At 42.0% G+C, this 15,464-nt stretch carries 10 protein-coding genes; 6 read left to right on the top strand and 4 right to left on the bottom strand.

Annotation, left to right across the window (positions count from 1 at the left end):
- The first annotated feature begins 28 nt into the window (after window positions 1–28).
- From BLS65_RS07205 to creD, 5 genes are all read left to right on the top strand, one after another.
- Window positions 29–1,306, top strand: a complete 1,278-nt coding sequence (locus tag BLS65_RS07205; protein ID WP_092437428.1) for a sugar MFS transporter — start codon at window positions 29–31, stop codon at window positions 1,304–1,306.
- 228 nt (window positions 1,307–1,534) lie between these two features.
- Window positions 1,535–3,271, top strand: coding sequence for a methyl-accepting chemotaxis protein (locus BLS65_RS07200; protein ID WP_092437426.1), 1,737 nt, complete (start codon window positions 1,535–1,537; stop codon window positions 3,269–3,271).
- A gap of 68 nt (window positions 3,272–3,339) precedes the next feature.
- Window positions 3,340–3,855: a chemotaxis protein CheW gene (locus BLS65_RS07195; RefSeq protein ID WP_092437424.1), complete on the top strand. Its 516-nt coding sequence runs from the start codon at window positions 3,340–3,342 to the stop codon at window positions 3,853–3,855.
- 501 nt (window positions 3,856–4,356) lie between these two features.
- Window positions 4,357–8,301, top strand: a complete 3,945-nt coding sequence (locus tag BLS65_RS07185; protein ID WP_092437420.1) for a PAS domain S-box protein — start codon at window positions 4,357–4,359, stop codon at window positions 8,299–8,301.
- Between the two features lie 127 nt (window positions 8,302–8,428).
- The gene (gene creD / locus BLS65_RS07180) at window positions 8,429–9,760 is read left to right on the top strand and encodes a cell envelope integrity protein CreD (protein WP_092437418.1); all 1,332 of its coding nucleotides are present in this window, start codon (window positions 8,429–8,431) and stop codon (window positions 9,758–9,760) included.
- 74 nt (window positions 9,761–9,834) lie between these two features.
- Here the strand turns inward: creD and BLS65_RS07175 are convergent, their stop codons facing one another.
- Window positions 9,835–11,472, bottom strand: coding sequence for an alpha-glucosidase (locus BLS65_RS07175; protein ID WP_092437416.1), 1,638 nt, complete (start codon window positions 11,470–11,472; stop codon window positions 9,835–9,837).
- 7 nt (window positions 11,473–11,479) lie between these two features.
- Window positions 11,480–14,161, bottom strand: coding sequence for a glycosyltransferase (locus BLS65_RS07170; protein WP_092437414.1), 2,682 nt, complete (start codon window positions 14,159–14,161; stop codon window positions 11,480–11,482).
- A gap of 259 nt (window positions 14,162–14,420) precedes the next feature.
- Between BLS65_RS07170 and BLS65_RS07165 the strand changes: the two genes are divergently transcribed.
- Window positions 14,421–14,807, top strand: coding sequence for a hypothetical protein (locus tag BLS65_RS07165; protein WP_092437412.1), 387 nt, complete (start codon window positions 14,421–14,423; stop codon window positions 14,805–14,807).
- A gap of 54 nt (window positions 14,808–14,861) precedes the next feature.
- Here the strand turns inward: BLS65_RS07165 and BLS65_RS07160 are convergent, their stop codons facing one another.
- Together BLS65_RS07160 and BLS65_RS07155 are read right to left on the bottom strand one after the other, a co-directional pair.
- A complete protein-coding gene (locus BLS65_RS07160; protein ID WP_170830031.1) occupies window positions 14,862–15,209 on the bottom strand; it encodes a YbaN family protein in 348 nt (115 codons plus the stop codon).
- Between the two features lie 27 nt (window positions 15,210–15,236).
- Window positions 15,237–15,464, bottom strand: a 228-nt coding sequence (locus tag BLS65_RS07155; RefSeq protein WP_170830030.1) for an ATP-binding protein, incomplete at its 5' end; no start/stop codon positions are given.

Raw genomic sequence — 15,464 nt, 5'->3', positions numbered from 1 at the left:
TTGGCAATGAACCATTTAATTACTTGCTATGTCCAATACCTCAGCAACTAAAGCTCAGAATAAGGGTAGTTACGTTCTATCCATCTCCATCATTGGAGCACTTTTTTTTATCTTCGGATTTGTAACGTGGCTCAACGGAATTTTGATTCCCTACCTAAAAATTGCTTGTGAACTCACCAACTTCCAGGCTCTGTTTGTAGCCTTTGCTTTTTACATCTCCTATACCGTAATGGCTCTTCCTTCGTCGTGGGTATTAAAGAAAACTGGATTTAAAAATGGGATGATGGTAGGTTTGCTTGTTATTGCACTTGGAACCTTACTATTTGTTCCTGCCGCAAAAACTCGCACATACGAATTGTTCCTTCTTGGCTTATTTGTGATGGGAACTGGGTTAGCAATACTCCAAACGGCATCAAATCCTTACATAACCATTGTCGGCCCTCGCGAAACAGCGGCTCGACGTATCAGCATCATGGGAATTTGTAATAAGGTTGCAGGAACCTTGGCTCCACTTATTCTTGCATACTTTATTCTTAACGATGGCGATGCATTTGTTGTTAACCTTGCAAAACTCGACGGTATTGCTCGTGTTGCTGCGCTCGATGAATTGGCAAGTAGAGTAATTAACCCTTACATGGTTATGACGGGAGTTCTCGTCTTGCTGGCTATAATGATTCGCTATTCGCCACTACCTGAAGTTGAAAGTGAGCCGGAAAATGAGCAGGACGAGGCGGTTGCTGGGAAAACCAGCATCTTTCAATTCCCTCATCTTATACTTGGTGCTACTGCACTGTTTTTTTATGTTGGTGCGGAGGTAATTGCCGGTGATACAATTATTCGATACGGCATTGCACAAGGTTTTGCCATTAACTCGGCAAAAGTATTTACTTCCCTTACGCTAATCGCCATGATTGTTGGGTATGTGCTAGGCATAGTGCTTATTCCAAAAGTTGTTAGCCAACGGCGAGCGCTCGAAATTTCGGCAATACTGGGTATTCTGTTTTCGTTGGTAGCAATATTTAGCACTCCCACAATTTCAATTACTGCTGTTGCTCTACTTGGTTTGGCAAATGCGCTTGTATGGCCTGCAATTTGGCCACTTGCCATCCACGACCTTGGCCGATTCATAAAAACCGGTTCGGCGTTGCTAATTATGGCTATTGCCGGCGGTGCCATATTGCCGTTGCTCTGGGGTTACCTCTCCGATATTATAGGCTTGCAAAATGCCTACTGGATATTGATACCTTGCTACGCCATTGTTCTACTATTTGCAACCCGTTGGTATAAGTTACGGAGTTGGAGGTAGAATCTCATTTCATTTAAGGTAAAGAGGGTGTCTAGAAGGCTAGACACCCTCTTTTCTATTTGTAAATACTGATTATTGGTGTGTGTGTGTTATTTGGAATAACCGCAAACGATGTTAGTTTGTAATAATGTTTATAATAGTGATGGATATCATCGCTGAAAAATTTTATGTCGTTTATTCAAGTTGTAATTTTGCTTCTCGTCTAAAATAATTTTAAAATCCCCGGCTATGAAGTATTCAGATTTAAAAATTGGAACAAAGATTTCTGTAGGATTCTCGGTTATGATGCTAATCGTAATACTTATTGGCAGTGTTGGGTTCTGGCGGTTGAGCACTATCTCTTCGGACGTCTTGGGTATAAGTGAGAATCGGATCCCTGATCTCATTGATTTGTCTCAGATTAATTACGAGCGAATGGTGATTCGGTCACAAACGCTGGAGGTTTTAACAATGGAAAACCATGCCGAAATAAAGGGCCAGTTGCAGCAAATCTTGGAACACCGAAAGTCTACTTGGCTGATTGTAGATAAGGTGTGGAAATCAGTTGTCGATCGTCCGCGATTTTCATTAAAAGGCAAGGAGTTAGTAGATAGGATTAAAGGTGAGTATGCCGCTTGGAGAGGTATTTATATAGAACTTGATGGAACTATTGAAAAGTTGATCAATGCCGCAGATAATGAAGAGCGAGTTATGCTCTACGAAAAGTACCACAAGGCCTATGAAACGATGGTTCCCATTTCTGAGATAATGGGGGCTTCTTTTACTGAAATGACTGTCAACAATATCAACAATACGACTGCCATCTGTCAAACGAATGAAAGTAGTGCAACGAATGCCAAAACTGGTATGGTTATTCTTGTGATTTTCGGCATTTTTGGATCCTTAGTGCCAAAACTGGTCATTACAAAATCGCTCACCACTGGTATCAAAAAGGGAGTGGAATTTGCTGAAATTGTAAGTAAGGGCGATCTAACCATAGATGTCGATGCCGAATATCTTACACGTAAGGATGAGATTGGAACTTTGGCTCGTGCGCTTCAAGCAATGTCGAATAAAATAAAGGAAGTAGTTACAAATGTTCTAGTTGGTTCGGAGAATATACTTGCGGCCAGCTTGCAAATGAGCAACACTTCGCAGGAGATGTCGCAGGGTGCAACGGAGCAAGCTTCGTCTGCTGAAGAGGTTTCGGCCTCAATGGAAGAGATGTCGGCCAACATTCAGCAGAATACCGATAACGCCCAGGGTGCCGAAAAAATTTCGGTTGTAGGAGCTGAGCAAATCCGTAAGAGCAATGAGGCTGCTAAAATGAGCATCGCTTCCATGCGCGACATTGCGGATAAGGTAAGCATCATTTCCGACATCGCCTTTCAAACCAACATTCTTGCGCTTAATGCGGCAGTAGAAGCGGCTCGTGCAGGTGAACAGGGTAGAGGATTTGCAGTAGTTGCTGCCGAAGTTCGCAAGCTTGCCGAGCGCAGCAAAGTTGCTGCCGATGAAATTGAGCGAATATCGAAAAGTGGGGTGAAGATTTCGGATGAGGCAGGTAAAATGCTGGATTCCGTAGTTCCGGAAATACAGAAAACAGCCAAGTTGGTTCAAGAGATTGCCGCTGCTAGTATCGAGCAGAATAGTGGTGCAGAGCAAATAAACAGTGCGCTACAGCAGCTCAATCAGGTTACTCAGCAAAATGCAGCAGCATCGGAAGAAATGGCTACTGCCTCTGAAGAGTTATCGAGTCAAGCTGAACAACTGAAGGATATAATCTCATACTTTAAGATCGACAAGCGCAGTAATGCAACAGTTAAGGGTGCCGCAACAAACATAAAACAGTATGGTAGTGCAAAAAGTACAGTATTGCCAACTCGAAAAATGACTACTGCTGCCCCAGTAAAAAAAACGACATCCAAAGGAGTCGCTTATAGGATGCACGATTCCACTGGAGATGCTGGTTATGAGAAGTTCTAGTTCTCACATAGTCAAGGTTAAAAGGCTATTTGTGGCCGGGCAGTTTTTGTAACTTAAGAGATAAGCATATGATAAAGCTTAAGGTGTCGGATATCAACTCTTACCTCTCCTTTAAACTGGGAGAGGAAGAGTTTGCGGTGAACGCAGGAAGGGTGTTGAGCATTCTGGAAATGATTAAGATTACAGAGGTTCCACAATCGCCGTCGTTCATGAAGGGGATTATCAACTTAAGAGGGCGGGTTCTTCCCGTTATTGACATCAGTATGAAGTTAGGTATGCAGCCTACGGTGTTCACTTCAAATACGTGCATTGTTGTGATGGAAGTGGAGATGGATAACACGTCGGCTCGGCTCGGTGTTATCGTGGATTCAGTTCAAGCTGTAATAGAAGTTGAAAAGGAGAAAGTTCTGGATGCTCCGAAAATTGGAAGTAGGTATAAGGCCGAATTTCTTGAGGGCATTATTCAGCAAGGGGATGGCTTCATAATGCTTTTCGATATCGACAAGGTTTTCTCCTCTATGGAGATTGTAGCGTTAACTCAATCAACGCCAACTACGTTAGTTGAGCAGTTGTCTGATAAGTAGTTTTATGTTAGATTATTACAGCGAGCCCTAAATGTGCATTTGTTTTGTACATCTTAGGGCTATCGTATTGATGTATGTCCAAAATTATCGGCCTATCGGTTGGAATTCATTAATTGAGGTTGTCAGCATTTTTGAGGTAAATTGGACCTTGTTTGCAAGGCTGATAAATAGATATTTATTGCTATTTGCAAACCGTTGGTATAAATTACGCAGTTGGACGCAGAATATCAAACTATTTAGGGAAAAGGGGGCTGTCCAAGATTACCAGTATATGAGGCAATGATGTGTAGTCAGGTCGGGGTCACTATTCGGAACCTATTTATTCGCAAAAAATCGCATATAAGCAGATCAATTTACTTAAATCTCATCAAAAAGGGTTAACTTGGTTAACCAAAACAAATGACCAATCAAAGCAGTACCACTGAATAACGTTAAGTAGCATAGGTAATTCCGTATGATGTAAAATTAAAATCCGCATAACACTTTATAAAGGAATTTTAAATGAATATCAATACCCCTTCAATAAGCGAGTTGCTGGAAAGAATTAATCTGCTCGAAAAGGAGAATAGCCAACTTCATGGACTATTGGAGGAGAAGGATACTATAATTAATCATGTTCAAGAAAGTATTGCCCACTATACTCTCGATACTACGGGTAACCCAATTTGCAACTATGTCTCCCCACAAATTATTGACTTAACAGGGTACGATCTTCATTTCCTCAACCAGCAAGAATCTGGTTTCTATGTTGTGCATCCCGACGATCTCGATTTTGTTAAGAACACGCTGCGGATCTATTTTGGATTGAATAATTTGGATGATTCCATCGAGTATAGAATCGTTCATCGGAGTGGAGCGATTCGGTGGGTAAGTGAACATATCTCCATCGTGAGCCAAAGCGATATGCTCCGATTAGTTGGAGTAAAGCGTGATATTACACACATCAAGGAGATCGATGAGCAATTAAAGGAAGGTGAATCCCGGTTTCGAATCTTGTTGGAAGCGACATTTGGTATTGCTATACAAGGGTATAGTAGCGAGGGTATTGTAAAATACTGGAATCGCGCCAGCGAAGAACTTTACGGATATTCGGCTCAAGAGGCAATAGGTAAAAATCTACTTGACTTGATTATACCTATGTCCATGCGCGAGGAGGTGAGTCAAGAGATTGCTTCAATGATTCTTACGGGTACTTGCGTCCCTGCTCAAGAATTAATGCTCATGCGTAAGGATGGATCATACGTTCCCGTAATTTCGAGTCATACTGTTATTGCTTTCCCAGGCAGAGAGCCAGAAATCTTTTGCATCGACATAGATCTTTCGCAAAGGAGGAAAATAGAGGCGGAGCTCGTCGATAGTGAATCCAAATACCGAACACTGTTTGAAGCCAACCGAGATGGTATTTCGATATTTTTCGTTAATCCGGATGGTACATTCGGCCGATTTGAGGAGATGAACAACTTCGCAGCTGCAATGCTGGGATATACCAAGGAGGAGTTTACCCTCCTTTCGCCAAATGATTTGGAAGAAATTACTGACAATCAAGCCCTGATCAATCGTAAGGCTCAACTCGAATCGAAGGGTTTTTTTTATTTTGAAACGAGCTTAAGGCATAAGGACGGCCATTTCATAATGGTTGAGGTTATGGCCGTAATTATCCAATATAGGGGTCGCATCGCCATGATGAATATCGTCAGGGACATTAGTGCGCGGAAAGGTGCCGAGCAAGCATTACTTCAAAGTGAGCGAATTCTGCGAGAAGCTCAAGAAGTTGCCAGAGTTGGGCACTACATATATCACTTAAAAGATGGGTATTGGGAGAGTTCACCAGTATTGGACGAAATATTTGGAATAGATAGCCACTATGAGCATAGCCTTAACGGATGGTTTTCGCTCATTGCGCCCGAGCAGCGCGAAATGTTATCTGATCATTTAGATACCTGCATAAAAGAGTATGGAAGGTTCAAAAAAGACTATAAGATTATTAGAGTTTGTGATGGATTTGAGCGTTGGGTTTCTGGGTTGGGCGAAATTGAGTATGACGCCAATGGTGCTGCCATAAGGATGATTGGAACTATTCAGGATATTACCGATCGCATTCAATCCCAACAGGAAATCATTTTGGCTAAGGAAAGAGCCGAGGCGAGCGAACAACTTTTGCGGCAATCGGAAACACAACTGAAGTTGAAACTCGATAGGATTCTCTCCCCTGAAACCGAAATGGCGGAACTTAGTCTTGTCGATATTGTTGATTTGGAGCAACTCCAAATTCTTCAGGAAGCTTTTTCCAAGGCTACCGGCGTTGCTTCGGTAATTACAGATATATATGGATCTCCACTTACTAATCCCAGCAACTTTAGCGGAGTTTGTGGGTTAATCCGTCAAACTCCTCTAGGGAAAGCGCGATGTGAAGCATCCGATAGACTAGTTGGGGAGAAGGCGGCAATCACAAAAACTGCCCATATTGAAACTTGCAAAGGTTGTGGGTTTATTGATGCTGGTGCACCAATCTATGTGGGCAATAAGTTGGTTGGTATTTGGATGATTGGACAGGCTAGCCATGGGTTGGTCGACGAAGAAAGGTTGGCTTCCTATGCATTAGAAGTAGGAGCAAATCCTGCGGATATACTCACCGAGTATCGAAAAATGTCCAACATGTCAGTAGAACAGTTTACCGCAATTACCAATTTGCTTCAGGTTTTTGCAAACGAGTTGAGTTCTCTTGCCTATCAAAATATACTTCTTGCGCGTAAAATCCAAGATCAAAAGGAATCAGAGGAGAAGCTGACTCAAGCAAAAGAAATCGCTGAGGAGAATGAACGGCTGGTTAAGGAGAAGAATGATGCATATTGGTCGCTTAACGAAGAGTTGACTGAGGCTAATGCCCAGCTGGAGGAGTCCAATCAGGTTATTCAAGAAAATGCCGAAAAGATTAAAGAGCGTGAGGTGATTCTTAATTCCGTTATCAATAATATTCCCTTTGATTTATGGGCTCGCGATATGAACGGGGTCTGTTTTCTGCAAAATGATACATCAAAGTTGTTTTGGGGATCAATGCAGGGAAAGACTCCTAAAGAGATGGAAATTCCGAAGGAAACTCTCGACCTCTGGCTCAGGAATAATGCGCGTATAAAAGGGGGGGCAACCTTCAATGAAGAGATGGAGTTTGTCGATGCATTTGGAGTTACCCGAAATGTTAATTCAATAGTGGCACCGATTATCGAGAATGATCAAATCTTAGGTATTCTTGGTCTTGATATTGATATTTCGCAGCGAAAACAATTTGAACGGGATTTGATCAAAGCCAAGGAGAAGGCAGAGGAGAGCGATCGGTTAAAATCATCTTTTCTGGCCACCATGTCGCACGAGTTGCGTACTCCGTTAAATGCTATTATTGGGTTTAGCCAAATTCTACCGGGAGTAAAAGAGATTGAAAAGGTATCTGGTTTTAGTCACATTATAAACGAGCAGGGCAAGCACCTTCTCGGAATTATTGAATCGATGTTCGAACTCTCAATGCTCGATGCCGGTGAGGTAAAGGTGAATGTGGCAGAGGTTGATATCTCCTCATTACTTAATGCGGTTGAACCATTTGTCCATAATTCACTATTAAAATGGAATAGATCGCAACTCGCTATTCGCCACGATCCATTTAATAAAGCCACGAACATTGTCATCTGCAGCGACGCTTCAAAGCTAAATCAAATTCTTATTCACTTGCTCGATAACGCCATTAAGTTTACTCTCCAGGGGACGGTTGAATATGGAATTTCCGTGGCGGGCAATGACTTGATATTCTATGTGAAGGATACCGGGAGGGGAATTGCTCCAGCAAATTTCAACCTTATTTTTACTCCATTCCGCCAGGTAGATGATGGTTTCAATCGTGAGTTTGATGGCGTTGGATTGGGTTTGTCCATTTGTAAAAAGATGGCCAACCTTCTAGATGGTGAAATCACGGTAAAATCCGAGTTAGGCAAGGGTTCGACCTTTAGCCTTATTCTCCATGGGGCAATTGCTTCAAATAATAAATTAAAGCATACTGAAATCGAGCCGTCTTTCGTTGAACTTGATTTGGAGGGTGCCACTATTCTTGTGGCGGAGGATGATACTTCTAGCCAAGTATTGATGGAAAAATTCATTGCCGATGCAAACGGCACAGTCATCATGGATGGAAATGGGAAGGACGCAGTAGAAGTTGCACTGGCAAACAATCAAATTGCACTCGTTCTTACTAACCTTAAGCTACCGATAATAAATGGCATAGAGGTAATGCAGCGCATAAAAGAAGCAAAGCCTAATCTACCAGTGATTGCCCTCACTTCGTTTGTTATGCCTGGTGATCAAGTTAAACTTGTGTACTATGGATTCGACGATTATCTGTCTAAGCCGATCGATAAACTCGAACTGAACGCTAAACTGGCCCAATATTTGCGCACGAGTTAGCGCAATACATTCAACTTTTTCCGCAATAATTCTCTATCTGAGGTCTTTTAGCTAAATTTAATGGTTGATTTATATAGAAATACATAGGCAACCGTTCTATTGTATCTAAATCCCAAAAGAAAGCAAAATGGCAACTAGCGATGTAAGGAGTTGGATATCCCAGTCGGTATCCTTTAAGATTTTTGTGGTGGGCATTTTGGCCCTATTTTTGCTCATCCCGGCCGCAATGATTCGCGACCTGATTAAGGAGCGGCAACTCAATAGCGAGCAGGTGGTGAACGAGATTAGTGGAAAATGGGGCAATGCGCAAACCGTTGCAGGACCTGTTATCTCAGTGCCTTTTATTCGCCGAACAGCAGTCAACGGTAAGATAGTTGAATCTAGGGAGTATGCACACTTCTTGCCGGAACAGCTTGATATATCAGGTAAAATGGATCCTGAAATTCGGTATCGTGGCATTTACAAGGTGATTTTGTACACTACCGACATGCTGATTAAGGGAACGTTTAAGAATCCAGATTTTGGAGAGTGGAAAATAGCTCCTGCTGATATTCTTTGGGACGAAGCCTATGTTTCGTTGGGTATCCCTGATATGCGCGGAATTAAGAACGATTTAAAGATTCAGTTCAATGGCGTCGATTATGAGGTTACTCCGGGCCTTGATAGCCAAGATGTTTTAAAGCAAGGCATTTCGGCACGCGTAAAGTTAGATGCCTCTAATACTTACACCTATAGCATCAACTTAAAATTGAAGGGTAGTAGCGCGCTGAGTTTTGTTCCGCTGGGAAAGGTTTCAAAAGTCGCAATGGAATCGACTTGGGCCACACCAAAGTTTGATGGTGCGTTTCTTCCCGAAAACAGAGAGGTGGGACCCGCGGGGTTCAAGGCCGACTGGACCGTGCTACACCTAAACCGTAACTTCCCGCAGAAATGGATTGGCAGTAATTATGATGTTTACGAGTCCGCCTTCGGGGTTAACCTTTTATTCCCGGTCGATCACTACCAAAAATCGGAGAGGGCAGCCAAGTACGCGCTCATGTTTATTGCGCTCACTTTTATGGTATTTCTATTCTCTGAGATTTTGAATAGGCGAAAAATTCATCCTGTCCAATACATACTCGTTGGATTAGCCCTCTGCGTTTTCTACACATTGCTAGTATCACTATCGGAGCAGTTAGGCTTTACAGTTGCATACATCTTGGCTTCAAGTGGCACAATAGGCCTTATTGGCTCATATGCTTTTGCTATCTTCAAAAACAGAAGGCAATCTTTAGTGCTTATTGGCGTGTTGGGCGTGCTTTATATTTTTTTATTCACAATCCTTCAGCTGGAAGATTATGCGCTAATCATGGGAAGTATTGGCTTGTTTGCAGCATTGGCCGTTGTGATGCGCATTTCGCGTAAGGTCGATTGGTATTCACCCTTAAATGGGGGTCCTGCTGAGATGCCAAAAGAGTAGTTAAGTTGCACTTTGATTTAAAAGTCACAGTAAGTGTAAACAAACAGGAACATATAAGATGTTTGTGCGTAACCTTACTGTGACTTTTCATTGAATACTTTTGTTACCATAAGAATACAAACTTCGTAAGGATCAATACATAGTTCTGTAGTCCGAAACTCTTGTTTCTCATAAATTCTTGAAGAAAGAAGTAATTTTATTTTTGATTCTTTTCCAAGCGAATATTTCTTCTTGCTGGCTGTAAAGTTTAGAATTACTAGTATTTTTTCTGTTTCGAATGTGCGATAAAAACCAATATATCCGTTAGTCCCATCGGCTACAGAGAGCCAAGTGCCACGATGCAATGGCTTGTGCTTTTTTCTTAATGCAATAAGGGATTTGTGCCACGAAAGTAATGAACTGCTATCGGTCTCCTGAACTTTAACATTATTTTTCTTGAAGTTTGGATTAAGCGGCATCCAAGGTTTCGTTTTGCTAAACCCGCTATTTTTTGAGTTGTCCCATTGCATTGGAGATCGCGAACGATCTCTACCGGCATAGAATGGGTAGAAGCGTTTGCCAAGGGGGTCTAGTATTTGACCTCTTGCCAGTTTTATGTTTAGCATACCAATTTCTTCTCCGTAATATAGAAAAGGTGTTCCTTTTGTGGTTAGTAGAAAAGCTGAAGCTACCTTTGCTTTCTCATCTCGATTTCTCCCCATTCCAAACCTGCTTAAAGCGCGAGGCATATCGTGGTTCGAAAGTACAATTGTAGGCCATCCATTTGGAGGAATTGATTCATACCAGCGAGTGAGACAGCGGTGATACTGAGCTGCATTCCACCATCGATATATTAGAGAGAAATCGAAAGCAAGGTTAAGTTGGTCTTTTCCTGTGCCCAGATAGCTTGCCGAAAGTTCTGGGTTGCCCGGTGGAAGCGCAAACACTTCCCCTACTGTCATTCTGTTTGGGTAACTATCTATTAATTTCCTCAGTTTCTTAACAATCTTATGAGAGTGACTTCGGTTTCGATCGAATAAGTGACGCTGAAGCCCATTTATTCCAATGATGCAGGGGTTACTCCTGAAGTCTTTGTCCTTTGCAATCCAGTTTATAACGTCGAGACGAAACCCATCTACACCCATATCGAGCCAAAATCGAATATCTTCAAAAAAGGCTTTTTGCACCTCCTTATTTCTCCAATTTAGATCAGGTTGTTCTTTCAAAAAAGAGTGAAGGTAGTATTGGTGGCTATTTTCATCCCATTCCCACACACTTCCTCCAAAAGCAGCCTTCCAGTTGTTAGGCGGATGTCCATTTCTTCCCGACCGCCATATGTACCAGTCGCGCTTTGGATTGTTCAAGCCCAATCGCGATTCCTGGAACCACTGATGGAGATGTGAGGTGTGATTCAAGACCATGTCCATTATCACATGTATGCCTCGGGAATGGGCAACCTTTAAGAGCTTCTTGAAATCATTTAGGGTTCCAAAAACGGGATCGATCTCTCGATAATTGCTAATGTCATATCCGAAATCGTGCATTGGAGAAGTATATATTGGCGAAAGCCATATAGCATCAATCCCAAGGCTGCTCAGGTAGTCAATTTTCTTTATGATTCCAGGTAGGTCACCAACCCCATCACTATTGGAATCATTGAAACTGCGGGGGTAGATTTGGTATATTACGCCGTGCTTCCACCATACCCACTCTTGTTTTTCCTTTATATTCATTGAAATTTTATCCTTCAATTCCGCAATTGGAAAGTAATTCCTTGATAATTCTGTTGGCGCTGTAGAGCCTAGATCGCTTAATAGCTGCTGCTTTAAATGATAATTGAAGGTTGTTGTCCTGAACAAGCTGTGCAACTCTATCGGCCATTTCAATCCTAGTGGAAACGAGGAAACCGCTTTTCCCATCCTCAATGATATCCTTGGGACCCTTTGTTTTGTAGGCAACTACTGGTAGTCCGCAACTCATTGCCTCAAGAACAACACACCCAAACGTATCGAACTTTGAAGGTAGGACTAAAACATCGGAGGCCGAATATATTTCTGCAAGTTTGTGGTGATCCACCCATCCTAGGAACTTAGCCTTGGGTATCTCCTTTCGAAGTTCTTCTTCCATTGGGCCAGTACCCGCGATAACGAAACAGACCTTTTGTTTCCGTTTCTTTAGTTCTTTATATATTTTTGGGAGTTCCATTACTCCTTTTTCTTCGCTCAACCGTCCTGCAAAGAGTATAACTGTTTCGTTTATAGCACAGCCAAATACCTCATGTTTTTGAACGGATCGAGGAATAAACCAATCGTCGGCCCAATGGGCTGTAAGGTGTACCCGTGCAGGATCAAAATTCATATGAGGTCCGGTAAGCCACTGCTGCTGATCAGTATTGAGAACAAATATGTTATCAAATGTGCCATAGAATGCGCGCGTTAGGCGGCGAAGTCGGTTTAGATTGTGCGCATCAAGATTTAGTGCTTTCCGAGCAAACATTATCCAGTCGGTATGAATGTAGAAGTTTGCCGGAACGCTGTAGGCATGCTTCAGGTAGAGAGCAATCATTCCCATGGGGCCTTCGGTAGAACACATTATGCGGTCGTATTCCCCTTCCAAAAATATTTTATGGATCGCCATAAGGTTGGGCATACGAATGAGTTGTTGTTCGTAGAATGGGACTCTAACCTCCAATTGAGGGCTAACCACTATCAGATGATCCTCGGGTTTTAGTGTATTACTGCACACCATTAGGTCGATGGGGAGGTTTCTGGCCTTTATTTCTTGAAGCATTGACTTCAAAACCATCGATACTCCATTTTGATCTCCGAAGGTATCTGTGAGCCAAAGCATTCGGGTGGGATGGTTGAACTTACCAAGTTTATTACCGAAGGAAGCCAAGAGCGACCGAGTGTTATACATCACTTTAGCGCTGGTAAAGGTTGCACCGAGTATGAGTGATGAGGCTAAGAATGGAAAGGATAATCCATCGAGGAAGTTTGAAGTATCAATTGTGTTTGACTCCATTTTGTTCTTCTTCTTCGATGATTCTACAGTATCGCTACCAAGCAATTCCCTTACATGACTGGGCAGTTCAAGTGAGGCAATTAAACTGTTCAGTGATTTTGTTTCTGGTTTCGATTTGATCGTTATAGATTCTAACTTCTTTTTCAGACGGTGTGAAAGAATATCATTAAGTCGACCGAATATATTCTCTATGGACTGGTTGAACTTTTCAGCCATCTCGACAGGAGCACCGTTGCGCATTTTGGCAATTTTATTTGCCTCATCGAAAATTGGTTTGTATTCTTTGGATATAAACCAGCGTTTCGAAAAGTGAGCTTTTTTGCCAGTAAAACAGCCATGAAAGAGTTCAATAAACGACATGGTAACTTTATGTCGGCGCAGTTCTGCAAATGCATTGGTGGTTGCAAAGGCTATTATTTTATCTTGGGTAGTGCCTTGGTGGAGTAAAATTCGCAGCAATCCTGGATCTTTACTGTTGAGTGCTATCTGCATAAAGTAATCTAGAAAGGCTACTGTGAGTTTCTCGCTTTGGTTGTTGGCTCCAAAAGGTGCCATACGTCCCTCTCTAATTGCCTCGAGCGCAAGGCGCGCAGAAGACTCCTTCTTTAACCGCTCTTGAAGGTTAGGGATGTAGAGTTTTGTTCCCGTAAGACCAGCAAATATACCCATATGGCAGTCAGATCCACCGGACATGGATTTCTCATATGGGTTACGGCTATACCTATATGAGTCGATATTGTGTTTTTCTTCAAGAGCCTTAACGTATTCGGGAGTAAGGCTCTCAACCCAAACCTTCGAAAGCATATTTTGCCAAGTGTCACGCTGTCCATTAATAATCTCAAATCGTTGAAAAACAAGCGCCATCTTTTCAAAAAACTCCCAAGGAGGCATTACTTTAGCCGTATAGTGATAAAGTGGATGTGCCCAAATGGTTGGAATGTCTTGCGCATTGGCGTATTCCTGAAAATCGTATACGTTTTTCCGCAGTTTGTTTAGTTTGATTTCTTGCTCTTCATTAAAGCCATAGGTGAGAACATGGATTCCAACCTGAAAATCGGGAACCATAACGCTAAATTCGGCGGCAGTCAGAATGTCTACACCGTTTTTAGCCTGTTCATAACAACTTCGGGCATTATTGTGATTTGTAATAGTAAATGCATTGCAGCCATGGTGTTTGAGTGTTTTTAGTAGATCTTCGGTAGGTAGCCATGTTTCGGGAACGTTAAGGATTCTACCGATTAGCTCATCGGGTATATCACTGTTAAAGTCATGACAGTGCATATCCATGGTCAGCATATCTTCCAAGGGGAAACGTGTCTTCTGATAAGAAAGAAACGAATCTAATTCCGTATTAAGGGAGGTGTAGAACGATGGGTTGTGTCTAAATTGGTTTATCATTTCTGATGTATTAATTTGGTTTTTGATAGTGCTATTTTACTACTTGCATATTGATTGGGTATATAATAAATAGCTATTAATAAGCTAATTTTATGAAAACTCTCATCTATAATTATTGTGTTTTTTTGCGATGAGCGAATTTCTTTGTAAGTGCAAATATGTCAATCATCTTCAGAATTGACCATTTCGTAAAAATTTGCCTGTCATTTACCCTATTATATCCTTTTTTGATGTAAAATTGTAATATAACAGTCTTGAGATGGTTCTTACCTACCGATCATTAGCAAAGTCTTATCCGCTTGCTTGTCAGGCTATAGTTGATTATGGCCACAAGCACTATCTTCTTTTTGAGGCTGCGCTTGAGGAATACCTTGAGTCGGAGGGGATTTCTGTTGAGGTGGATAGCATTCGGGATAAATTACGGAGCAATAAAATTGTGGGCTACTCATTTATTCTTCATCTGAAGGCTACTGTTGAATCTGTAGACCCTACCGATATTCAAGATGATAAGCGATATACTCGCGATATCTATGCGTGGCAGGAGGGTATTCGAAAATCATTAAGACTTATGGAGGACCGGCTTTCTTTAATACAAGACACACAAGGGACTGCCACAATTGTTAAAACCGCTCTGATTACGCGATAGTAAGAAAATATTTTTTTGACTAGTAATAAGTCTCCCTGTCCGTAATTGAATTATCTACTCTTTTCGGTTTTTCACCAACGTATTGTAGGAGAGAATGTGGACGCTTACCCCAATGGCGATTCCCATCAGCAATACCTTAATCCAAGTGTGGGACACTACCCAGAATATGCTGTAACTTATGGATAGCCAAAGCAAGAAAATGGAGATAACCTTCGCGTGCAGGGGAATTGCCCGTTGCTCCCGAAAGGCGCGAATATAATTTCCAGCGAGCCTACTGTTCAGGAGCCATTGGTATGTACGACTCGAACTTCGGAAAAAGAGCCAGGCCGCGAGCAAGAGAAATGGGGTGGTGGTTGATATTTCGGTGATATTGTGCCACTTGTTTCGGTGATATTGTGCCACAAAAAAAGGATGATTTCGTGACCAAATTTATGAATTAATTTGAGTTTTTTTCATCTTGTTTTTTCTCATTGACTCTCCTGTTAATTCAATGCGATGTGAAGAGTGAACCATGCGGTCTAGAATTGCATCGGCAATGGTTCCTTCGCCAATTGTTTCATGCCAGTTTTTTACTGGTATCTGTGCGGCAATGATAATAGAAGTCTTGTCATATTTCTGTTCAACGATATCCATTAGGGCATTTCTTGCAGGATCGTC

It is taken from the genome of Williamwhitmania taraxaci, from assembly GCF_900096565.1.
In the GTDB taxonomy this organism is placed as follows: domain Bacteria; phylum Bacteroidota; class Bacteroidia; order Bacteroidales; family Williamwhitmaniaceae; genus Williamwhitmania; species Williamwhitmania taraxaci.
Note: the sequence above shows the minus strand (reverse complement) of the source record. Positions and strands in the feature narration are given on the sequence as shown.